This is a genomic window from Limosilactobacillus reuteri subsp. porcinus (assembly GCF_036621895.1).
GTDB classification, from domain to species: Bacteria; Bacillota; Bacilli; order Lactobacillales; family Lactobacillaceae; genus Limosilactobacillus; species Limosilactobacillus reuteri_J.
In genome coordinates, this window is sequence record NZ_LN887371.1 from 5,655 (window position 1) to 27,871 (window position 22,217).

Consider the following 22,217-nt stretch of genomic DNA (forward strand, 5'->3'; position numbering starts at 1 on the left):
ATATGGTTTTCCTAGATATAAAGTTATCTGATGGAAATGGGATGGCATTAGCTGAAAAAATAAAGTCATTTGAGAATAGTCCTCATATTGTCTTTGCCACTGCTTATGATTCCTATGCGTTAGATGCCTTTGAAGCAGATGCAGTTGACTATATTTTGAAGCCATTTTCTGCTAAAAGGGTCAATGAAGCAATTATGCGTGTCGCCAAATTAATTTCGCCAGAAGATGATGCTACCAAAGCTAAGAGGGAATTAAGGCAGAATCCGCGAATTTCGATTCAAAATGACGAGCGAACGATTATTTTACAGAAAAAACAAATACTTTACGTACAGGCACAGCAAGGCTTTGTTTATATCTGGACTCTTAATAAGCATAAAATCATTAGTCGACAGACGCTCACTAATATTTATGACCAATTAAAATCTCCAGAATTTTTACAGATCCATCGTAGTTTTATTGTTAATTTGAATGGTGTAACAGAGCTTCAGCCTAGTTTCAATCATACTTATGAGCTGACATTAATCGATGGCAGTAAATTACCAGTAAGTCGATCATATGTTAACACAACCAAAAAAGCATTAGGTTTATAAAAAGGATTGGTGAATTGTTTATCTTTTCACCAGTCCTTTTTTGCGTAAGGCATTTTAAGCTAACTGGAGGGCATTTTAACGCAAATTTAGGTTATTTAATAGTGAAAACGAATACAAATTCAGAAAATTTAGTAAAATAGATTGTGATAAATGGTATTAACGTTAATGCCTAAACATATTTATCATGTTTAGGAGGATTATTATGAAGAAAGAAGAAAAAAAGAAGGAAGCGCCCATTTTAGTTCAAATGGGAATCTTTGCTGCAATTTTATTCGTATCACAATTAATCTCTAATCTTTTTCCTAAGAGTTTCGTTGTTCCTACACCATTAATTGGAATGATTTTATTATATATTTTATTAGCTTGCCATATTGTTAAGTTGGAACAAGTTGAAAAGTTCGGAGATTTCATGATTAGTTTAATTGCCTTTCTGTTTGTCCCATCAGGAATTCAACTTGCTGGGAGCCTTGGTTTAATGAAAAAAGAAGGGCTACAAGATGTAATTGTTATTATTATTTCGACAATTATTTTATTAGCAGTAATTGCTTATGTTGGAGCATTCTTTATTGGGGTACATCATAAATTATTCAAGACTAACAAGGGGGAAACTGATAATGACTAATGTATTTATTACAAATCTGGCGTTACCTTTTACCGGGGTATTTATTTCATTGCTGGTCTATTTAATTGGGATGTGGCTTTTCAAAGTTAGTAATGGTTTCTTCCTCTTCACCCCATTGTTAGTAGGGATGGTATTAGGAATTGTAATTTTGGCAATCTGGGCCAAGGTCGCTAATTCAACGACTGCAATAGTTTATAAAAAATTTTACCAGCCAGGCGGAAATTTGATTTTTTGGTTTCTAAACCCAGCAACAATGGCATTTGCGATTCCGCTTTATCGCCGGAATGATGTTTTTAAGAAATATTGGGTAGATGTAATTCTCACATTATTTGTGGGTGGATTCATTTCATTATTTTTGATTCAAGGAACAGCTAAATTATTTGCTCTTTCCCGTGTTTCAACCGCCGCTATGCTTCCTCAAGCAGCTACTACCGCTGTTGCGATGCCAATTGCAAAGGGAATCGGTGGTGATCCCGCGGTAACAGCGATGGCATGTATCTTAAATGCAGTTATTATTTATGCCCTTGCTGAATTCCTGATTAAGGTCTTTAGGTTAAAGAAAATCTCAAAGGTTGGGACTGGTCTTGGTCTTGGATCCGCTGGTCACACTGTTGGATCTGCTAAGGCGGTTCAACTAGGGTCAATTCAAGGAGCAATGGCCGCAGTGGCAGTTGTTATCGTTTCGTTAGCAATGGACATTTTGGTTCCTATTTATGCTCATCTTTTTATGTAAATTTTAATTAGGGAGAGAAAAAGAAGTATGGCGACAGAAGAACATCAAAAGGTTGTTTTAATTGGTGATGGAGTTGTGGGGTCCGCTTATGCTTTTAGCGTGATCCAGCAAGGTTTAGCTGAGGAATTAGTTATTATAAATAAGAGTAATGAGCGAAGCGTTGGGGATGCACTGGATTTGGAAGACGCAACGCCATTTACTGCCCCAGTAAAGGTTAAGGCTGGTAGCTATCAAGATTGTAAAGACGCTGATATTGTTACTATTTGTGCAGGTGCTGCGCAAAAGCCAGGTGAAACACGGCTTAAATTAGTTGAACGTAACTTAAAGATTATGAAAGAAATCGTTCAAGAAGTAGTTAATACCGGGTTTAATGGAATCTTCTTAATTGCTGCCAACCCAGTCGATATCTTGACATATGCTGTTCAAAAAATTTCTGGCTTTCCAGCACATAAAGTTATTGGATCGGGAACTTCTCTTGATTCAGCACGCTTAAGAGTAGCGATTGGTAAAAAGCTAGCTATTGATCCCCGCAATGTTCATGTTGATATGTTAGCGGAGCATGGGGATTCAGAATTTGCTGCTTATTCTTGTGGGACAATCGGTGGAACGCCTTTAATGGATTATGTTTTAGCTAATGGACTGACAAAGCAAGAACTGTTAAAGCTAGAAGAAGAAGTACGTAATAAGGCGTATGAGATTATTAATCGAAAAGGCGCAACATATTATGGAGTAGCGACTGCTTTGGCAAGAATAACAAAAGCAATTTTATATGACCAAAATACAGTATTACCCGTAAGTGCGTATTTAGATGGTGAATATGGGGAAAAGGATATTTACCTCGGGACACCAGCCGTAATTGATAAAGACGGTATTCAAAAAATAGTAGAATTGCCATTAGATTCACGTGAACAAGAGGCTTTAATTAATTCAGCATCAGTTTTGCGTGAAACGACAGCAAACGGGATGACTAAAGCGGGTCTATTGAACTATCTTTGGAAATAAATAAAAATGACTAAGACTGAAGAAAATATTTTCCTCAGTCTTAGTCATTTTTGCATTATAGTGACCGATGATGGTTATTTATTTGTTTCGATTAAGTGTTTAGCCAATGCAAAATTACCGAGAGTAGCAGAGCCATTTCCTGGAACAGAAGGGTTGACAATATATTCATCGAGCGATCCAACTGGAAGATAATCATTCCATAACATTGCAAATTGTTTCCGAACCCGTTCAAGAAAGGCTGGGCGCGAAACACTTCCACCGAAGATAATTTTTTGTGGCCGCAAAATGGCAGTTACCTGAACCGCCGCTTGTGCAACGTAATATGCCATGATATCCCAAACAGGGTGATTATCAGGAACATCTTCGCCGCTAATACCGAGCCGCGCCTTGAAAGTTGGTCCAGCTACCAATCCTTCCAAGCAATCGTGGTGGTAAGGGCAGATACCGGTAAAGTTCAGATCAGCTGGGTGGCGTTGTAAGCGAACGTGGCCCATTTCAGGGGTACTAATTCCACCAATAAAGCGGCCATTTTGAATTGCTCCAGCACCCACGCCAGTTCCAAGGGTATAGTAAACCAAGGCCGGATTATCATACTTATCTTTTAAATTGACATATTCACCGTAAACCGAACCATTGACGTCCGTTGTCCAGTAGACGGGAATATTGAGGGCGTCAGTCATTGTGCCGACAAAATTGCAATTTTGCCACTTAACTTTAGGAGTATCAGTAATATAACCGTACTTTTCACTAGCCGGATTAGTATCAATTGGTCCAAAACTGGCAATTGAAAGTGCAGCTAGTTCAGGGTACTGCTTAAAAAATTCAATTGAAGCCCCTAAAGTTTCTTCGGGGGTGGTTGTAGGGATGATTTTTTTATCAATTTCATTAAAATTTTCGTCACCGACAGCACAGACAAACTTAGTACCGCCAGCTTCAATACTTCCTAATAACATAATCAAAAACCTCATTTAATTAAAGTGAACGTTTATCAATCTGATAACCATGTTTGAGTATAAACCTTAGAAAACGGTATCACAAGCACAATTACTCTCTTTTTACTTATCACTAATTCAAATTAATTTCTGAACTTTCGCGCCAAGTGGCTTTGGCAGGCAAATTAATATGAATAGGGATTTCATTTGGATTATTCAGACGGTGGACTAGTCTTTGAACTGCTATTGTCCCCATTGAAAAACTCGCTGGATTGATCGATGAAAGGGACGGAACTAAATATTCAGCAATATCCGAATCATTATAGCTAATAATTTGAAGGTCTTGGGGAACTTTAAGCTGGTGTTGCTTCAGGGCTCGATATGCGCCGATAGTTAGTTGGTCACTAGCTATTAAGGCGGCCTGAAAATTATCTTTCAAAAGAGTATTCATGCTGTCAAAGCCATCTTTAGGAGTCCACCCATTAAGGACAATCAATGGAGAAATATTATGAAGTCTTGTCCACATCAAATAGGCCTTAGCTCGAATATCTTGATACGAGTCTGTCGTTTCGCCATTATTATTCATGGGATGAATATTTCCACCGATAAAGGCGATTTTATTAAGTCCATTTTCTAGTAACTGATCAAGAACGATCTGAGTGGCTTCAAAATACGAATTACGGATAATATCGTAAGCGGGGAGATATCGATAGTCGTCAATTAAAACGATATGGGGATTGTTTTTAGCTAAATTAGCGTAGAATTCTTGCGTAAAAACTCCGGCAACAATTACGCCATCATATTTTTGAGCGTCAGTAAATTGAAAGGCTTTATTGGGAAAACGAACAAAAGCTTTGATTTGAATGTTTTGCTTGGAAGCTTCCTGAATAATTCCATCATGGACTTGAATGAAATAAGGGTCATGAGCTTCTGTCTCGAGCGAATGAGTTGTAAGCACTAGAATTGAACGAGGAGTTGGCGGCGGAGTAACGGTCCTGTTTAGGTGGGGATGGTAATTATACTTTGCTGCTACTTCTTTAATTCGTGCTCTTGTGTGTTCACTTACTGAAAAAGATGAATCATTGCTTAAGACACGTGAAACGCTGGCAGGAGATACACCAGCCTCACGTGCTATTTTTCTGATACCAGTCATAGGAAAACCTCCTTTTAATCAATTTCTAGCATAACATATTTTTAGTAAACGTTTAGTAGTCAATATTGACGGATAATTGCTGGTATATCAATAATGAAAACGCTTGACGAGAAATAACTAAACGTTTATTATAGAATCGATTTCAAGAAAGGGGCCACAACGAATGATTACATTTGATGAACAACAACGTGTTTTTCACTTAAAAAATAAAGAAATTTCCTATTTATTTTCAATAGAAGAGGGAAATATCCTCAGTCACCTTTATTTTGGACCGACAATTCGTAACTACTATGGTGAACGCCGATATCCAAGAGTTGATCGTGGATTTTCAGGGAACCTTCCTGGATCGATGGACCGAACTTACTCTAAAGATGATTTGTTGCAGGAGTATTCGGGAAACAATACCGGAGACTATCGTGTGCCTGCAATTATTATCAAAACAGAAAATGGTTCACGACTGACTGATTTCCGTTACAAGTCTTATAAGATTTTACCGGGGAAGCCCAAACTAGCTGGGTTACCTGCATCTTATGTTAAAAGTGATAAAGAAGCAGAAACATTGGAAGTTACTTTGGTTGATGAAACAATCGGTGCACAACTTATTCTTTCATACACTATCTATAACGAACGGCCGGTTATTACACGGAATGCGCGGTTAGTAAACACAAGCAATCAAGAATTACGAATTGAAAAGATTGCCTCAATGCAACTGGATTTAACTAAACATGATTATGACGTTATCTCCGTTCCAGGCCAATACGCTCTTGAACGACAACCTGAACGGCAAGAATTACGTCGGGGAATAACAGAATTTTCTAGCCGTCGAAATTCTAGTTCTCATCATATGAATCCGTTTGTGGCCTTGGTTGACAAGAACACCGATGAATTTCAGGGAAATGCTTTGGGAGTGCTCCTTGTCTACTCAGGTAATCACCAGTTTACCTTGGAAAAAGATCAGATCGACCAGATTCGCTTAATAACTGGAATTAATGATTATAACTTTGAATGGGTTCTTGAACCGGGAAAAGATTTTCAGACACCTGAAGCAATCATGGGCTTTAGTCAACGTGGCTTAAATGGAATGTCACAAGTATTCCATAAGTTATTACGGGACCGGGTTGCTCGCGGTAAGTATCAATATGCAGACCGACCAATTGTTATTAATAATTGGGAAGCGACCTTCTTTGACTTTGATGATAAGAAGTTAGACCAAATTATTGATGAAGCAAAGCCATTGGGAATTGAAATGTTTGTTCTTGATGACGGCTGGTTTGGCCACCGGAATGATGATAATTCATCGCTTGGTGATTGGTTTGTTAACCAGGACAAGCTTACTGGAGGATTAAAGCGGGTAGCAGACCGGACCCACGAGCATGGCATGAAATTTGGCCTCTGGTTTGAGCCAGAAATGATTTCAGTTGATTCTAAGTTATATAAGGAACATCCCGACTATGCCTTACATGAACCGAACCGTGGCATGACACTTTCTCGTAATCAATTAGTGCTAGACTTTAGCCGTAAAGAAGTCGTTGATAATATCTACAATCAAATGTGCTTAATTTTAGATAAGGTGCCGCTTGACTATATTAAATGGGACTTTAACCGTAATCTTACTGAGGTCTTCTCTAGCGCAGCGGATGCAGAACATCAAGGAGAAGTTAGCCACCGTTATATTTTAGGTTTATATGACTTAATGGAGCGGTTGGTTACCCGTTATCATAATATCTTGTTTGAAGGCTGTTCTGGCGGTGGTGGCCGCTTTGATGCTGGTATTCTTTACTACATGCCGCAAAGTTGGCCATCAGATGATACAGATGCGGTTGAACGGTTAAAGATTCAATACGGAACATCTTTAACTTATCCAATCTCATCTATGACGGCGCATGTATCGGTTTCACCTAACCAGCAAACCGGCCGTTCTACCAGTTTTAAGATGCGGGGCGATGTTGCCATGAGTGGGGTCTTTGGCTATGAACTTGACTTAGCAGATTTGACTGAAGAGGATCGGCAAATGGTAAAGGAACAGATCAAGTTCTACAAGGCTCACCGCCACCTAATTCAATATGGTGACTTTATTCGCTTAGAAAGTCCTTTTGATAGCAATACGGTCGCTTGGGAATTTGTCAGTCCGGATAAGTCAGAAGCACTGCTATTTATGTTTAAGCAGTTGCATACTAACCGTTTTGAAATTAATAATACCAAGATGGCAGGGCTTGATCCAACAATTGATTATCATGATGAAATGACTGATAAGACTTATGGTGGGGATGAATTGATGAATGTCGGTTTGTTCCGTGATCCGACTCATACGGGGGATTTCCGTTCCGAAGTGCATTACTTTAAAGGCGAATAGTTTAAAATGAGGCTGGGAGAAAACTTTTGTTTTCTCTCAGCCTCAACTACTTTTATGAACAATAAGCAAGATAACGTGGAAAATAACCACAAGGCTCGAGTCTAAGTACGAACGATAATCAGCCCGTGCCGTGCTAATCATCGTCCTAGCTTAGCCAACCGCCTTGTCGAGGAGGTTATTTCCCACTCTCTTCTTTACTCTTTATCAATGCATCAATCGTCCACATCCAAATTGCATGTCCTAAAAATTCAGAAACATGTTCTTCAAGTGGTTGATCTTTCGCAGCGGGCACTGTTCCCATTAATGGCATTAGCTTGAGGTGGAAGAAATCCCAAACAGCAATCCCGAATAGTACTCCATCACCTTTTTTGATCCACGGTGCCAACTGTCCGCCGATACTATAGAGAACTCCAAAGCTAGCTGAGAAACTAAAGTGAACAACATAGCTTACCCATGGCAACTGTTGGCCGGAATAGGTATAAGTAGCGTGTGTGATCTGTGCCGGAACGCCAAATTGTTCAAGCATTTTTTGTGGTGGGTTTGTTTGATCTCGCTCTGGTGTCCGTGGTGGGAGAATATTTTCCCAACCAAGTTTAACAAGACCAGCAACCAGACCAGCAGTTATACCCACTGTAATTGATTTGCCCCAATTAATTTTATTCACTTCAATCACCATCCAAACCTTTAGTTATTAAATCAATTGTATCAATCTTAATAGGAATTTCAATTATTTAGGTTAGCGTAAGTGTCGTTGACGAGCATATGATAGCAAGTCTGTTCCTAAAACATATTCAACACGTGAAAGCTCGGTAAATGATGAGCAACCAAGGAGCGCGAGCAAGCGTTTGACAATCACTTGCCATTCACCGAGCGTTTGGTCTAATGCTTCATAGCCTTCATTTTGAAGAATATTGAGGAAGTAACCAGCAACACCAACTGCCCGGGCGCCTAATACACCAGCCTTGATAACATCGAGGGGAGATGTAATTCCGCCAGAGGCAATAATTTCAGTCTTACCGCGCCGAATTGAATGAGCTTCCAGTAGTGACTCGGGAGTTGTTTGTCCCCAGTCCAATAAACTCTCAAAATTAATATCATGGTTACGCCGATTCTCAATCGCCGCAAAGTTTGTCCCGCCACGTCCACTAACATTGATGAGGTGAACATCGTGGGTTTGCAGTTTGGCAATCGTCGTTTTGCTCATTCCAAAGCCAACCTCTTTTACAATAACAGGGACTTCGAGTTCACTGACAAGATACTGGATATTATCTAACCAGTTAAAATCACGATCACCCTCAGGCATAATTAATTCTTGGGCCGCATTGATGTGCAGTTCAAGGGCATTTGCCTTCAGAAGGGAAATAGCATTTATCGCTTGGTCAAGACTGGCATTTGCACTTAAATTTGCAAAAATAATGCCATCTGGATTTTCTTCGCGGATTATCTCAAAAGACGAAAAGGATTGGGGGTCTTTTGAAATAATACTGAGAGATCCCGTTGCCATTGCCAAATGGTGTTTATGGGCTAATTGAGCAAGTTGCCGGTTGATTTTAAGGGCTTGATCACTTCCGCCAGTCATTGCCTCAATATAAAAAGGACATTCAATTTCTAAATTATCAGCTAATTGGACATGCAAATCAACATCATCTGTCGTCATTTCAGGTAAGCTATCATGAATTAGACGCACTTGATCAAAATAATGGTGTTGATGAACCTGGTCATAATATTTGGCAGCTAATGAAAGGTGTTCGTTTTTTCGTTGGGCATGACGTGATTCCATCATGGAGCCTCCTTTGATCTACTTGTGAATGTAAGAAAGATGGTGCTTAACAGATTTCTTGAAACTTTTTGCGTTATCGATAAAGTGTACGGATAAAGGAAGTTGTTCGATATGATTTTTGGCCCAACTCTTTAAGACATTCCCAAAGTTAGAGTTGCTATCAATAGCGACGATCCCACAATCACCGCCACCGGCACCAGATGTCTTAGCGGCGCCACCAAAAGATTCAGCGATTTGGCAAAGCTTAGATAATGATTCGGTTTCGATGTTTACCCCTGAATTAGTGCCCAGTTGTTTTAAGAGGTCACGGTTATAACGAATTTCATTTTTAATTGCTTCAAGATCTTGACGATGAAAACCATCAACCATTCGTTGAATACACGATTTACTTTTTTCAAGAAAATGATGATATTCAGTTTGGCGACGGGCTTTAAAAAGAGAAATTTTATCAACAAGTTGGGAAGTTGATGCTGGTTTACCAGTCCAGCCAATTAAGAGCTCTAAGTTTTTGGGAGCGGTTAGAGACTCAATATTAAGATCAGGCCAAGGTAAGTCAATGATCGTCTTTAGATCAAGGTACTTACGTTGTTGAGCAAGCCACTGCCGATCAAATGAATGGTAGGAAATCCAACCGCCGTATACAGAAGCGGCAACATCTCCCAACGAACCATTTCCTTGAACTTCAAAATGGGCAATTGCAGCTAATTTAAAGATTTGGTCCTTGTTGACGGGCAAATTATAGAACCGACAAAGGGCCTTAACAGTTGCTACAGTAACAGCCGCAGAGGAACCAAGGCCATATTTTCGACCATTAGCACTGTCTAATTGACTGTCAATATGGATATTAAATATTTGTAAGTCGCGACTAAAAGTACGAGCATATTCTTCTGTAACCCTAATAGCAGAAAGAATGTAAGAAAAAGGATTGTCACGTTTGTCAACTACCATTTGGTCTCCTAAACGTCGCCAGGATAATTGATCGTTATTATATTGGCGACTAATAATTTGACCAATTTCTTGAGTGCTTTCCTCAATCGTACAGGTAACAAACTGATCCAATGCAACTAAAATTGCAGGATAACCATTTTCAACAACAGCATATTCACCGGCAATATACAATTTACCGGGAGCTTTTTCAGTAATCAAAATTTAAAGTCCCCTTATCATTAAATTTTATTCATTCCAAATCTTTATTCCAGGTCCCGGTTGTGAAACCACCAACCGTTCTGGGCCAACGATATTGCTTAATTCTTCAACAATTTTACTCCGGTTCCCTCGGTCGTAAATCACTTTGACGTTCGGACCAGCATCCATCGTATAATAGCAGTTTACTCCCTGGTTGCGCAAGTCTTCCACTGCTTTAATGATGGTTAGCGTTTCACCATTAAAGTAGGTAAAACCGGGGTCAGCTGAAAAGGTAAGTGCGTGCATCCGAAGGGCATTTTCTTCAGCAATATGGCCGATTTGGTCAATATCTTTTGCTTTGATAGCTTGCTTTATGGCAACCATGTCATTCGCTACCACTTGGCGCCAGGCATCATAGTAAGGTGAAGTTTCAACACTGGATTGCATTCCAGAGCGACTGGAAACTTTTTTCTTTTTTGTATCAACTAAGACTGCCAACATCTCAATTGGAAAGTTAACGTTTTCTAAAATTGGTTGTGCAAATGAGGATGCATCGTCAGTCCCTTTTTGCCATTCAACTAGTCCACCATAAATAGACCTAGTTGCCGAACCGGATCCGCGCCGGGCCAGTCGTGATAGATCACGGCCTGAGAGGTTTAATCCGGCCGCGGCACTGGCTGCACCTGCTAGAGCGGCAAAGGCAGAAGCTGAAGAAGCAAGGCCGGCTGCGGTGGGAACATGATTAATTGACTCTACGCGTGCAAAAGATTTTATTCCACTTAGTTGCCGAACAATATCTAAAACATGAATTACTTTTTTTGCCGCTTGCTTACTGAGTGTCTGTTGATCGATGGCAACTAAGTCTGAAGTAAGGTGATTATCAAAATTTACGGTAGTAGTGGTGTAAAACTCATTAAGCGTAAGGGAGAGACTGTCGGTTTGTGGAATGATTAATTCTTGATCCTTCTTTCCCCAATATTTAACAAGCGCAATGTTAGTATGTGCTTTTGCAGTTGCCATTAGTTATTACCTCGCTTATCAAGTGGTTGAAGCCAAATATCATGCGCACCGTTCTCTTTTAAGATGCTGGCAAGGCGACGAGCTCCCATAGCTGTTTGCATTAAGGCAATCATGCAACCACCGCGACCGCCGCCAGTTAATTTTGCACCAAGAGCACCATTGTCACGTGCGACATGAATAAGGTGATCTAATGATGGGTCTGACACGTTAAGAGCGGCTAAATCAGTTTGCGCAAAGTTAAGAGCGTCGCCTAATTTTACAATATCATTTTGCGCAAGATAGTCTTTTGTTTGGTTTACTAATTCACCGAGGTGCTTAATATGTTCCTCAGCTTTTTCGTTGTTATTTTTCAGTTCATCTTTAACTGCCAAAATAGCTTCCTTAGTAGCACCTTTTTTTCCAGTATCGGCAATTACTAAAGAGGCATCAAGGTTCATTTCAATTGGTACCCCAATCCGCCCCTTAACATAAAAAAGCGGTTTATCTGAACTGACAGTAGCAGCGTCTAAACCGGATGGACTACGATGTGTAATTTGTTCCTCAACATCTGCAAGCTGAAGCAATAATGTTCGATCAAGCGGTTCATCATAATAGTCAAAGAATGCCCGAATAATTGCAATCGCGCTGGCAGCAGACGATCCCATTCCTCGTTCTGCAGGTAATTGACTTTCAATTTTTAAGTCCCAACCAGTTTCTTGGTCATTAAACCTTGCAGATAAAGTATCAATTAATTTTTTGATTCCAATCATGGAAGAAGGCAAATTTTCTAAACTACCATGATAATAACGGCTTTTAATAATTCGCTGGTTATCTTGGCGACTGCTGAGCGTAACTGATAATTGAACGCTTGGCAATGGTAAGGCTATTGCCGGTTGACCGTATACTACGCTATGTTCTCCCATTAAAATGATTTTCGCATGGCTAGTACCAATCCCTTGTTGTTTCACCATCGTAACCTACTTTCTACATAAAAATTCAAACTTAATCATAGCATAAAACAGTGATTCTAGCTAAAAACGATTGTGGATGTTACCAAATCTAAACATTTAGCACAAAGAAAGGCCGATTCGTGTAAAAATGAGAAATTTATAGTAGAATGGTGTATCATTTAGTTTAGAATAATTAGTAACTTATATAATAACTTCGGAGAAATATGGTGATAGTGTGACACAACGTAGTAGTCAGCGCACAAAAAGGCGTGACAAGAAAGCGCCAATCTACTCAGTTGTTGATTTAGAAACGACCGGAACGAATGTTAATCATGGTGATCGAATCATTCAAATCGGTTGTGTTCTCGTTCAAGATGGCGAAATCATAAATCACTTTGAAACAAAAATAAATCCACGAGAGAAAATTCCTCGTTCAATTGTTCAATTAACAGGAATTGAAGATAAAGACGTACGAAAAGCACCTTTATTTGAGGACATTGCTGGAACTATTTATAGCTTGCTGGCGGAAACGGCCTTTGTGGCTCACAATGTTAATTTTGACTTTCCTTTTCTAAATGCAGAATTAGAGCGAGCTGGATATCCTTCATTGTCAATTCCAGCAATCGATACTGTGACCCTTAGTCAGATTCTTCTTCCTACTGCAAAGAGTTTCCGTTTACGAGACTTAACTAGTTCGTTGCACATTGAGCATGATCACCCTCATAGTGCAGTATCAGACGCTGAGGCAACAGCAGACTTACTTAATGACTTGCTAAAACGAGTTCAAGAATTACCAACGCTTACGCTTGAAAAGATTACTCAGTTGAAGCTCAACTTACCTCAACAAACAGCTGGGGTTTTTGATGCTGAGTTACAGCGTCGACGTAAATCGCCCCAGCCATTAAGTGAAGAGCTGTATGTCTCGCACGGAATTGTTCTTCATAAATCACGGCCAATCACTGCTAATAGTCAGCGGGAAAAGCATAAATATCCTTCAACTAAAAAGGCAAAAGAAAAGCTATACGGAGATACGTTGAGACTGCGGCCTGTTCAAGCAAAAATGATGAACAGCATTTACAATAATTATACTCATGATGAACCCAAAAATATGATTGTTGAGGCTGGAACTGGAGTAGGGAAGACATTGGGCTACCTTTTTCCGCTAAGTTATGTTGCATATCCTGATAAGAAGATTGTCGTCAGCACAGCAACCAATATCCTCCAGCAACAAATTATTGATACATCAATCGCGCAGTTAAATAAGGTGTTGCCTTTTAAAATGAATAGTGTGATTATCAAAGGAAACGCTCATTATATTGATATTGCACGTTTTGTTCATTCCTTAAGCGTGATTGAAGATTCGAAGCTCGTTCAATTATTAAAAGCTAAAATTTTAGTATGGCTGCTTTCGACGCAAAGTGGGGACCTTGATGAACTTAATTTAAATTCTCAGCAGTCACCATACTTTACTGAAATTCGTCATCAGGGTATTCGAAGCTTGAATCCAGCAAATGCCTTTTACCATGATGATTTTCTCGTTCGGCGGGAAAAGCGGCTTCATCAAGCTGATATTATTATTACGAATCATGCGTACTTGGTTGCTCATGCCCAGGAATTAGGGGATGGAACTCGTCGCCCATATTTAGTAATCGATGAAGCTCAGCACTTAAGCGAAAGTATCTTAAAACGGTCCCGGCGAACATTTAATTTTCAAAAATTACGTACGGCTGTTCATGTAATGTCTGGGTTAGTTAATAATGGTAATGACCGAAATTTAACCGATATTTTCGCTGAACAAGCACTAGGCAGTTATAATGTTGAATTGCTTCGGGGTGACCTCAATGCAGTAGAAGAGGCAGTTGATCTTTTCCAGCAAGCTCTTTACCGTCAATACATGGCAAGTGCTACTAGTAATCCCGACAATGAATTAATTGAACAACCATTGCAAAATGATCAGGTGATGTCTCTCTTAGACATTAGTGGACCCGTGATGATGAAGTTGGAACAAGCATTGAGTAGTGTGCAACTCCATTTTTCTGCTCTTAGCCACCTGTTTAGCAGTCAACCAGACCGATGGTTATTAAGTGATCGTTACCTCATGAGTCAATTTCAGAGTCAGCTTGCAAAATTAATTGAAGCCGATCAGACACTAAATGAATTTAACGAAACGCTTCAGCAACAAGGAGAGGCTGCTGCCTTTTGGATTACTATTCGCCAATCAAGTGAACAAAGTGCCTTACAGCTTAGTGGAGGATTATTGGAAGCAACCCATTACCTCACAAAGAATGTTTATCCATATTTTGCTCAACCATTATTTGTGGGAGCGACATTGTTTACATCGCCACGATCGCCGTATCTTTACCACCAGTTAGATTTAGAGCGCAATAATACTTTAACGCGTCGATTCGCATCTCCATACAATTACAAACAGAATGCTAAATTATTGATTGCAGAAGATGCACCAGTACCAAGCGCACAAAATAACAGTGATTACATTAAATACCTCAGTGACACGATTTACCAATTAACGAAGAATGCTGATTATCAGACAATGATTTTATTCAACTCACTGGTGATGATTGAGCAGGTATATAGCCAACTTCGTGAAACGGATCTATTTGATCAGCGGGATATTTTAGCCCAAGGAATTACGGGTAATCGTGATAAAATCTTAAAACAGTTTAGTGGTGGAAAAAATTCGATCCTTCTTGGTGCTTCTAGTTTTTGGGAAGGGATAGATTTACCAGAGTCCGCTCTTGAACTCTTAATTATTACGCGCTTACCGTTCGATTCGCCTGATGAAATAATGAATCGTGCTCATAATAAGTTACTTCAGCAACAGGGGAAAAATCCGTTCTATCATTCAGAATTGCCAAAAGCAACGATGCGGTTACGTCAGGGGATTGGACGATTGTTACGGACGGAAGATGATCATGGGGTGGCAGTAGTTCTTGATCCGCGACTGCAGACAAGGCGGTACGGAAAGACGATTTTGAGTAGTCTGCCCCCTGATTTACCGGTTAATAGCAAAAAAACTGCTGACTTGATTTCAATTACTCAGAAGTTTTTACGAAATGGTAAAGAGGACAAAGTTAATTAAACTTTATCAACTTTTAATTACCGATTTCTGGTATAATCGAAAACGATTGTCATATAAGAATCTAAAAAACTAAAGAGATAAGAGGGAAAAGATATGCAAAGTCGACGTGAAGTTCAGCGTGAACAAAGTCGCGGTTTCTCAATGCGGACAATTCGTAACCTTTTGATTGCGATTTTACTAATCTTGTTAATAGTGTGGAGTGTTTTTGCAGTTAGCAATCAGCCGCGAAATTCAGCGCGACGACAGACAATTTCACTTGCTGAAAAATATGCTCATCTTCAATCTCCTGACCAATTTTATATTTATAATCGAGAGAATACTTACTATACGATTAGTGGCAAGAACCAGCAAAACCAACCGATCTTGGTTATGGTTCCCCAACACGGTGGCAAGATCAGAGTTCTAAAACAATCAAGTGGGATTACTGCTGCGAGAGCACGAGCGATGACAAAATCAAATCGTGATCCGCGAGAAATTTTAAAAGTTGCTCCCGGGATATTTAATGACAAGATTGTCTGGGAAGTAACATATCGTAATCAAAAAGGGAATCTCTGCTACGATCTGATTAATTTTAAGACTGGACAATACGTTCAAAATATTAATAACCTTTAATAAAAGCTGAAACTAATAGAGGCTGGGATTACTCAGTCTCTTTACTTTTGCAAAAATATTTTACTAAGAGAGGAGCTGATTAAATGCCAGATGCAAGCCTTTTACAACATTATTTGCAGGCAGGAGAAACAAATATAAGCAACTTATTGCTACATCATTATAAAGAGTTGGGGATGACAACTTCTCAATTTGTCTTATATCTTCAGTTCAAATCCTATCAGGACCGAGGAATAATGAATCCGGATGTTCGTACAATTGCAAAGAACTTAGGAACAAAAGAGCGGCAGGTGTTTGAACAGCTTCACCAAATGATGATAAACCATCTTGTTGAGCAGAAGATGCGAAAAATGGAAGATGGTAAAGAAGATGCAATATATGATTTTTCGCTCCTTATCAATAAATTAGCATTGCTCAATGAGAATGACCAAGAGGAAACAATTAAGGTTGAAAATACTAATAGTCGGGTTGAGACATTTAATCAGCTAGAGGCCGAATTTGGCCGGCCACTCTCATCAATGGAATTGCAAATTATTAATGATTGGTTGGATAAAGATAATTATTCGGCAATAATGATTAAACTTGCTTTACGGCAGGCAGTAATGAATAGTGCGCTAAATCTCCAATATATGGACCGGATTCTACAAAGCTGGGATCGTCAGGGCTTACGGACAGAAAGAGATATCAATGAGCACGAAAAGAGGTTTGAACAGCGAAAAGAGGCTGGACAAAAGCCAGAAAAGAAGACATTAAAAAAGCCTAAAATACCGATTTATAAATTAGGCGAATAAAATTAAATAAAGGGTGGTTGACATGGAAAAATCTTCTTCTCAAGTAATGAAAGGAATTATATGGGCAGCGGTTGCCTCCACTATGTGGGGAATATCTGGAACCGTTTTGCAACTCATCTCACAAAATTTAGCAATTCCTGCTACGTGGATGCTCTCAATGCGGACTTTTTCAACAGGAGTAATTTTATTAGTAATTAGTGTATTTTTATATGGAAAAAAGATTTTTAACGTATTTAAGACACGAGCAACTGCTATTTCAGTTATTAGTTATGCTATTTTAGGATTGATGGCAAACCTGCTTACGTTCTATTATGCTATTCAAACAGGAAATGCCTCAGCAGCAACAATTCTTCAATATCTTTCCCCGCTTTTTATTGTGTTAGGTGGAATTATTTTTATGCATCGTCGTCCGTTCAGGAGTGATATTATTGCGTTTGTTGTTGCTTTGATTGGGGTAGCATTATGTATTACGCGTGGTAACCTTACCCAATTAGCTTTACCGTTTGTATCCCTTCTCTGGGGCTTAGGTTCTGGAATTACAGCTGCATTCTATGTTGTCCTTCCACAACGTGCTGCTGATGAAAATCCGCCAATTGTTGTCCTCGGGTGGGGGACGATGATTGCCGGAGTCCTATTTAACCTCTACCGGCCATTTTGGGTCAATCCACCACATATTACTACCACGTTAGTAGCATCGGTTGCGACGGTGGTGTTATTCGGAACGATTTTACCATTTGGAATTTTGCTTCATGCAACTAGATATGCCCCATCTGATGTAGTTAGTATCATGGATGCCGTTCAACCAATTACAACTTCGATTTTAAGTGTGATCTTCTTTAAATTGAACTTGAATTGGGCAGAAATTTTAGGAATTATTTTAGTAATTATTGCCGTCTATATTCTACAAAATGGTCGGCGAAAACATACAATTCATTATTAAAAAAAGTTGATAATAAAAAGGATTGCGGAGAAAATTCCACAATCCTTTTTATTATCTTCAATTTTTAAAAGATCTTATTAGGGATTAGTCGTGCTTGGTTGTGTAGCAGAGGCAGGGCTAAAACTTGAGCTTTGTGCGGGTGCAGATGAACTTGAACTAGCCGGAGCACTGCTTGATGAAGACTCAGCTGGAGCATTGTTGCGTTCTTCTGTGCGACTTTCGCTGCTACTACTTGAAGCAGAGCTAGAAGAAGATGAAGACGATGATGAATCGCTTGAGCTAGAAGTAGAACTACTATCACGATCATCCGATGTATCTTCAGTGTAATCAAATGCCCATTTTGAATCACGAATTACAAGCTGACGTTTACCTTTAACTCGAACAGCCTCAACAGTGTCTGGCATCGTCCAATCAGATGCGTGATTTTGGCTGTCAAGATATTGCATTAAGTCCTTGTAAAGCAATTGCGCTGACTTTACATATTGTTCTGAAATGCTGCCACCAGGTTCGAGTGGGTGATCATAACCAGTCCAAACTGCAATTGAGTAATTCTTAGTATAACCAGCCATCCAGGAATCCATTACGCCAGACTGGCTAGAATTTCCAGGGTAGTTTGTCGTCCCTGTCTTACCAGCTTGGTTAACACCGTCGAGTCGAGCGTCAGTTGCGCTTCCTTGTGAATCCGTGAAAACTCCTTTAAGCATATCAGTAATCATGTAGGCAGTAGCCTTATTCATTGCGCGTTTACCTTTAGGATTGAATTGCTTTACTGAACCATCTTGAGTAGTAATCGAGCTAATGTAGTAAGGTTTGTAGTAAGTACCACCATTAGCAAAGGCCGCATATGCAGCAGAAACTTGGAGTGGGGAGATATACAACGCAATCCCGTTTTGTAAAGTATATGGTTGTTTTTGTGAAATTCCTAATCCATCAAGGAAAGAAGTAGCACGCTTAATTCCAACAGCTTGCAATGCGCGAATAGCAGGAACATTCCGTGATTGAACTAAGGCTTCACGCATTGTCATATTACCCTTGTACTTTTTGTCAAAGTCATGAAGGACAGTGTTGGTACCAGGAAAGACAAACCGCGTATCAGCAATTGATTTGAAAGTTGGCCATTGCAAGTATTCGATAGCCGGACCATAATCCATTAATGGCTTTGCGGTTGACCCAGAACTACGATTGCTTTGCACAGCTCGGTTAAGTCCATACACAACATTTCCTGTGTGACGGCCACCGAGCATGGCAATAATTTGCCCGTTGTGGGGGTCGGTAACAGCCACTCCAGCTTGCATTTTATCGTTTTGGAACTGAACATTTTTATTTGCAGCATCATAAAGGTGTTGTTGCGCATCGAGGTCAAGATTGGTGTGAACCTTTAACCCATCACTATAAGGGTCGTATCCTTGTGCCTGTAAATCAGCAAGAACCTGCTTTACATAAGGATCCACAACCTTAGAATCTACAGCAGTTCCGCTTCCCGAAATATTACCGTGATCAGGGTCTAAACCAGCAGTAACGCTTTCGCTTGCAGCTTGGTTAGCCTGGGATTGGGTAATATAATTGCTGCGAACCATCGCATTCAATACTTCATTGCGCCGTTGCGTTGCATACTTTGTGTTACTTACAAGTGGATTATAGTAAGTGGGAGATTGTGGCATCCCAGCAAGCAGGGCTAATTGGGAAAGATCAAGATCGTTTAAATCTTTACCGTAGTAGTACTGGGCTGCTGTTTGCATTCCATAAATTCCATTTCCCATGTAAACCTTGTTAATGTAGAAATCAAGGATTTGACTCTTGCTAAAATGCTGCTCAACATTAATAGCAAGCCATGCTTCTTGGGCTTTACGTTTTAATGTTCGATCAGAGGCAGCCGTTGAGAAGACGGATAATTTAACTAACTGTTGAGTCAGCGTACTTCCCCCCTGCATCCCGGCTGAACGACCAAAAACATTAGAAGTGGCTGCTCCAAGAATTCGAATTGTATCAACACCATGGTGCTTGTAGAAGCGGCGATCCTCAATTGAAACAACAGCATTTTTTAACTGCTTTGGAATTTGATTATCCTTGGCATATTCTCGCTTTTGTGCTCCTAAACGAGAAATCACTCGATCTTGATCATCGTAAATAGTCGTAATACTCTGACTTGTTAAGTCGCTTCTACTAATTTTAGGAGCGCTTGAGGCATAGTAGAAAAATAAAGCTGCAGATGCCACCATTAGTAGAACGACGATTCCTGCTACCCATAGCAAGATTTTCTTTATTAAGCCGCCAACATTGCGCTGTTGATTGTCATTATTATTATGACGCTCACTACGCGTTGACTGATTATCATTTGACATAGTAAACTCCTTTACGCTTTTGCAGCAATTATTTTATCAACAGCGTTTAAATATGGTAAACGCGGATTGAGTTGATAATGAATTTGATAGCCTTCTTTAGCGATATCAGTTCGCAAAATTGATTTACGGCCGCCATTTTGCTGTTGGTCCCAATATTTAAACAGGTTGGAAGCGGGAAGCAGGTATAGCAGGTCAAGCTCCGTAAATTTAATGAAAGCAAAACAAATTCCTCCCTGTGCTACACATTCACGCATATGTTGAATTTGGTGGGGATGAAAGTTCTTTAATGGAAAAGAATTTTTATTACGTGTTTCTTTAGCATCAAAATCAATGTAGTATCCACGGTATACTCCATTGTAATCAGTAGTTGATGGTCGCCGAAAATATGCTTCTTTAATAACAGCCGCACTCCGCTTGGGGTAATCAACTTTTACAAGCTGAATAGGGGTAGGCTTTTTATGAATAACAGCAATATGGCGAGCCAAATAGTAATGATTACTATGATTGATCTCATCCTCTAATGACATCCCACGTTTGGCATAAATAGATTGATGTGGTGTCGGTAATTCATTATGTGTATTATAGTGTTGTACAGGTTGCTGACCATTGGGATAGTGAATGGTCACAGTGATCACTCTCCTAACTAGAGATTTATTATACCAGACTCGTTACATAATGATTGATACAAGATGATTACAAGTTTAAGTTAAAGGCTTTAGGGAGAATTTTATGAAGAGATTATGGATTACTGGCTATCGAAGTTACGAACTAAATATATTTAAGGATGATGATCCCAAAGTTCAAGTAATAAAAGAGGTGCTAAAAAAATATTTAAGGGCTCAATTAGAATTAAATGATGATGAATTTTGGGTAATAACTGGACCACAAATGGGAACGGAAAGATGGGGACTTGAAGCTGCTTTAGAATTCCAAGCGGATTTTCCACAATTAAAAACAGCTTTAATGTTTCCTTTTGCAGAATTTGGTAAGCAATGGAATGAAAGTAATCAGTTGAAGCTGACAAATATTACCCAGCAAGTTGATTTTTTTGCTAATGTTTCAGATAAACCTTATCAATCGCCACAACAATTACGGAATTATCAGCAGTTTATGCTTACCCATACTGATGAGGCTTTTCTTCTTTACGATCCAGAGTATGAAGGAAAAACTAAGTATGATTATGAGACGATTCAAAAATATATAGAAGAAAGTGAGTATTCGATGACGCTTGTTGATTTTGATGAACTTCAAGAAGAGGCAGAAGAATGGGCCGAGCGTCAAAGGGAAAAAGATGAATTTTAATCTTGCATTTTTTCTTTGATTTGGTATTATAGTTATTGGACTACGCAAACTAAACAATTGAGGTGTTTAAGTTGGATAACATAAAATTTACTCCACAAGATATTTTGCACAAGCAATTTAAGGAGAGAAATATTGGCAAAGGCTACGATGAAGCGGATGTTGATGCTTTCTTAGATGATGTTATTAAAGACTACGACACCTATAACAAAGAACTTGAACGTTTAAATGATGAAAACGAACGTTTGAGAGCAAAGGTTGATGAATTAAATCGTCAAGTAGAAGTTGGTTCATCTATGAGTAGCCAAACTACTTCCCGACAACCTGTATCGAGCGCTACAAATATGGATATTTTAAAGCGTCTATCTAATCTAGAACGTCGTGTATTTGGTTCACAGTTAGATGGTAATGATAATAATGACTCACATTTGCTTTAGTGCGTGTCAAATAGTTTATTAATAATTTTGCAAGTTTTGGGTAATTGAGCACAGCTTATGTTGTGTTAGGAAGGTCCATGCTCGCACAGGCTGCGATGCCTGTAGTGTTTGTGCTCGCTGAAAAAATAAGGCGGGGCACCATTTTATGGTGACGGCGGAAAAACGGACTAAGGTTTTAACTATGTCTTAGTATTCTTGAAAAGTGCCACAGTGACGATACAATATTGGAAACGATATTGGTGGAACGCGGTAAACCCCTCAAGCGGTAAACCCAAACTACGGTAGGGGAGCTTTGGATAACAAATTGAAGTGATTCCAGGGGAGAGTATTTCGGTACTCTGAGATAGATGATTACCTCGATATAATTATGCCTGATAATTATATTACGACAAAACATGGCCTACAGATACTTGCATACAGGCACCCGAGTTCGCTCGGGTTTTTTTATTAATGTCTTTAG

At 39.4% G+C, this 22,217-nt stretch carries 20 protein-coding genes and 1 other RNA gene; 12 read left to right on the forward strand and 9 right to left on the reverse strand.

Annotated features, from left to right (window positions below; translation table 11 throughout):
- From AACL61_RS03190 to AACL61_RS03205, 4 genes are all read left to right on the forward strand, one after another.
- On the forward strand, nt 1-590 hold a 590-nt coding region (locus AACL61_RS03190), incomplete at its 5' end, for a LytR/AlgR family response regulator transcription factor (protein ID WP_339110987.1).
- Nucleotides 591-792: 202 nt separating this feature from the next.
- A complete protein-coding gene (locus AACL61_RS03195; protein ID WP_003666169.1) occupies nt 793-1,212 on the forward strand; it encodes a CidA/LrgA family protein in 420 nt (139 codons plus the stop codon).
- A complete protein-coding gene (locus tag AACL61_RS03200; protein WP_139561257.1) occupies nt 1,205-1,945 on the forward strand; it encodes an LrgB family protein in 741 nt (246 codons plus the stop codon). The genes AACL61_RS03195 and AACL61_RS03200 overlap by 8 nt, the downstream gene beginning before the upstream one ends.
- 27 nt (nt 1,946-1,972) lie before the next feature.
- Nucleotides 1,973-2,947 (forward strand): L-lactate dehydrogenase, encoded by a 975-nt coding sequence (locus AACL61_RS03205; protein ID WP_339110988.1) that lies wholly within the window; start codon nt 1,973-1,975, stop codon nt 2,945-2,947.
- 74 nt (nt 2,948-3,021) lie between these two features.
- Here the strand turns inward: AACL61_RS03205 and scrK are convergent, their stop codons facing one another.
- Both scrK and AACL61_RS03215 read right to left on the reverse strand, forming a co-directional pair.
- Nucleotides 3,022-3,900 carry a fructokinase ScrK gene (scrK, locus tag AACL61_RS03210; protein ID WP_019253600.1) on the reverse strand — a complete coding sequence of 293 codons (879 nt, stop codon included), beginning with the start codon at nt 3,898-3,900 and terminating at the stop codon, nt 3,022-3,024.
- A 112-nt stretch (nt 3,901-4,012) separates the two neighbouring features.
- The gene (locus AACL61_RS03215; RefSeq protein ID WP_085719638.1) at nt 4,013-5,032 is read right to left on the reverse strand and encodes a LacI family DNA-binding transcriptional regulator; all 1,020 of its coding nucleotides are present in this window, start codon (nt 5,030-5,032) and stop codon (nt 4,013-4,015) included.
- Nucleotides 5,033-5,195: 163 nt separating this feature from the next.
- Between AACL61_RS03215 and AACL61_RS03220 the strand changes: the two genes are divergently transcribed.
- Nucleotides 5,196-7,385 (forward strand): alpha-galactosidase, encoded by a 2,190-nt coding sequence (locus AACL61_RS03220; RefSeq protein WP_339110989.1) that lies wholly within the window; start codon nt 5,196-5,198, stop codon nt 7,383-7,385.
- Nucleotides 7,386-7,560: 175 nt separating this feature from the next.
- Here the strand turns inward: AACL61_RS03220 and AACL61_RS03225 are convergent, their stop codons facing one another.
- The 5 genes from AACL61_RS03225 to mvk are packed head-to-tail and all read right to left on the reverse strand — an operon-like array spanning nt 7,561 to nt 12,260.
- Nucleotides 7,561-8,061, reverse strand: a complete 501-nt coding sequence (locus AACL61_RS03225) for a DUF1440 domain-containing protein (RefSeq protein WP_339110990.1) — start codon at nt 8,059-8,061, stop codon at nt 7,561-7,563.
- Between the two features lie 60 nt (nt 8,062-8,121).
- Nucleotides 8,122-9,168 (reverse strand): type 2 isopentenyl-diphosphate Delta-isomerase, encoded by a 1,047-nt coding sequence (gene fni / locus AACL61_RS03230; protein ID WP_003667890.1) that lies wholly within the window; start codon nt 9,166-9,168, stop codon nt 8,122-8,124.
- Between the two features lie 15 nt (nt 9,169-9,183).
- On the reverse strand, nt 9,184-10,311 hold the full coding sequence (locus AACL61_RS03235; RefSeq protein ID WP_102815850.1) for a phosphomevalonate kinase: 1,128 nt from the start codon (nt 10,309-10,311) through the stop codon (nt 9,184-9,186).
- A gap of 27 nt (nt 10,312-10,338) precedes the next feature.
- A complete protein-coding gene (mvaD, locus tag AACL61_RS03240; RefSeq protein WP_102815849.1) occupies nt 10,339-11,310 on the reverse strand; it encodes a diphosphomevalonate decarboxylase in 972 nt (323 codons plus the stop codon).
- The gene (mvk, locus tag AACL61_RS03245) at nt 11,310-12,260 is read right to left on the reverse strand and encodes a mevalonate kinase (RefSeq protein WP_065532903.1); all 951 of its coding nucleotides are present in this window, start codon (nt 12,258-12,260) and stop codon (nt 11,310-11,312) included. The genes mvaD and mvk overlap by 1 nt, the downstream gene beginning before the upstream one ends.
- Before the next feature lie 214 nt (nt 12,261-12,474).
- Here mvk and AACL61_RS03250 point away from each other — a divergent pair, with 214 nt between their 5' ends.
- The 4 genes from AACL61_RS03250 to AACL61_RS03265 all read left to right on the forward strand — a co-directional run bounded on the left by AACL61_RS03250 (nt 12,475) and on the right by AACL61_RS03265 (nt 17,679).
- Nucleotides 12,475-15,339 carry a helicase C-terminal domain-containing protein gene (locus AACL61_RS03250; RefSeq protein WP_339110991.1) on the forward strand — a complete coding sequence of 955 codons (2,865 nt, stop codon included), beginning with the start codon at nt 12,475-12,477 and terminating at the stop codon, nt 15,337-15,339.
- Nucleotides 15,340-15,432: 93 nt separating this feature from the next.
- The gene (locus AACL61_RS03255) at nt 15,433-15,951 is read left to right on the forward strand and encodes a cell wall elongation regulator TseB-like domain-containing protein (RefSeq protein ID WP_339110992.1); all 519 of its coding nucleotides are present in this window, start codon (nt 15,433-15,435) and stop codon (nt 15,949-15,951) included.
- Between the two features lie 83 nt (nt 15,952-16,034).
- Nucleotides 16,035-16,739 carry a DnaD domain-containing protein gene (locus tag AACL61_RS03260; RefSeq protein ID WP_102815847.1) on the forward strand — a complete coding sequence of 235 codons (705 nt, stop codon included), beginning with the start codon at nt 16,035-16,037 and terminating at the stop codon, nt 16,737-16,739.
- A 22-nt stretch (nt 16,740-16,761) separates the two neighbouring features.
- A complete protein-coding gene (locus AACL61_RS03265; RefSeq protein ID WP_339110993.1) occupies nt 16,762-17,679 on the forward strand; it encodes a DMT family transporter in 918 nt (305 codons plus the stop codon).
- A 77-nt stretch (nt 17,680-17,756) separates the two neighbouring features.
- Here AACL61_RS03265 and AACL61_RS03270 read toward each other — a convergent pair whose 3' ends face one another.
- Both AACL61_RS03270 and recU read right to left on the reverse strand, forming a co-directional pair.
- Nucleotides 17,757-20,021 carry a PBP1A family penicillin-binding protein gene (locus AACL61_RS03270; protein ID WP_339110994.1) on the reverse strand — a complete coding sequence of 755 codons (2,265 nt, stop codon included), beginning with the start codon at nt 20,019-20,021 and terminating at the stop codon, nt 17,757-17,759.
- A gap of 11 nt (nt 20,022-20,032) precedes the next feature.
- Nucleotides 20,033-20,647 carry a Holliday junction resolvase RecU gene (gene recU, locus AACL61_RS03275; RefSeq protein ID WP_035160109.1) on the reverse strand — a complete coding sequence of 205 codons (615 nt, stop codon included), beginning with the start codon at nt 20,645-20,647 and terminating at the stop codon, nt 20,033-20,035.
- A 103-nt stretch (nt 20,648-20,750) separates the two neighbouring features.
- Between recU and AACL61_RS03280 the strand changes: the two genes are divergently transcribed.
- The 3 genes from AACL61_RS03280 to rnpB all read left to right on the forward strand — a co-directional run bounded on the left by AACL61_RS03280 (nt 20,751) and on the right by rnpB (nt 22,165).
- On the forward strand, nt 20,751-21,323 hold the full coding sequence (locus tag AACL61_RS03280; protein ID WP_004562304.1) for an SLOG family protein: 573 nt from the start codon (nt 20,751-20,753) through the stop codon (nt 21,321-21,323).
- Nucleotides 21,324-21,394: 71 nt separating this feature from the next.
- Nucleotides 21,395-21,757: a cell division regulator GpsB gene (gene gpsB / locus AACL61_RS03285; protein WP_152697652.1), complete on the forward strand. Its 363-nt coding sequence runs from the start codon at nt 21,395-21,397 to the stop codon at nt 21,755-21,757.
- A gap of 32 nt (nt 21,758-21,789) precedes the next feature.
- An RNA gene (gene rnpB, locus AACL61_RS03290) (RNase P RNA component class B) lies at nt 21,790-22,165 on the forward strand.
- Nucleotides 22,166-22,217: the final 52 nt, after the last annotated feature.

Coding starts and splice junctions, on each gene's coding strand:
- scrK (WP_019253600.1), bottom strand. CDS start 3,900: ATGTTATTAGGAAGTATTGAAGCTGGCGGTACTAAGTTTGTCTGTGCT.
- AACL61_RS03215 (WP_085719638.1), bottom strand. CDS start 5,032: ATGACTGGTATCAGAAAAATAGCACGTGAGGCTGGTGTATCTCCTGCC.
- AACL61_RS03270 (WP_339110994.1), bottom strand. CDS start 20,021: ATGTCAAATGATAATCAGTCAACGCGTAGTGAGCGTCATAATAATAAT.
- AACL61_RS03220 (WP_339110989.1), top strand. CDS start 5,196: ATGATTACATTTGATGAACAACAACGTGTTTTTCACTTAAAAAATAAA.
- fni (WP_003667890.1), bottom strand. CDS start 9,168: ATGATGGAATCACGTCATGCCCAACGAAAAAACGAACACCTTTCATTA.
- AACL61_RS03260 (WP_102815847.1), top strand. CDS start 16,035: ATGCCAGATGCAAGCCTTTTACAACATTATTTGCAGGCAGGAGAAACA.
- mvaD (WP_102815849.1), bottom strand. CDS start 11,310: ATGGCAACTGCAAAAGCACATACTAACATTGCGCTTGTTAAATATTGG.
- AACL61_RS03255 (WP_339110992.1), top strand. CDS start 15,433: ATGCAAAGTCGACGTGAAGTTCAGCGTGAACAAAGTCGCGGTTTCTCA.
- AACL61_RS03205 (WP_339110988.1), top strand. CDS start 1,973: ATGGCGACAGAAGAACATCAAAAGGTTGTTTTAATTGGTGATGGAGTT.
- AACL61_RS03200 (WP_139561257.1), top strand. CDS start 1,205: ATGACTAATGTATTTATTACAAATCTGGCGTTACCTTTTACCGGGGTA.
- AACL61_RS03280 (WP_004562304.1), top strand. CDS start 20,751: ATGAAGAGATTATGGATTACTGGCTATCGAAGTTACGAACTAAATATA.
- mvk (WP_065532903.1), bottom strand. CDS start 12,260: ATGGTGAAACAACAAGGGATTGGTACTAGCCATGCGAAAATCATTTTA.
- AACL61_RS03195 (WP_003666169.1), top strand. CDS start 793: ATGAAGAAAGAAGAAAAAAAGAAGGAAGCGCCCATTTTAGTTCAAATG.
- AACL61_RS03225 (WP_339110990.1), bottom strand. CDS start 8,061: ATGGTGATTGAAGTGAATAAAATTAATTGGGGCAAATCAATTACAGTG.
- AACL61_RS03265 (WP_339110993.1), top strand. CDS start 16,762: ATGGAAAAATCTTCTTCTCAAGTAATGAAAGGAATTATATGGGCAGCG.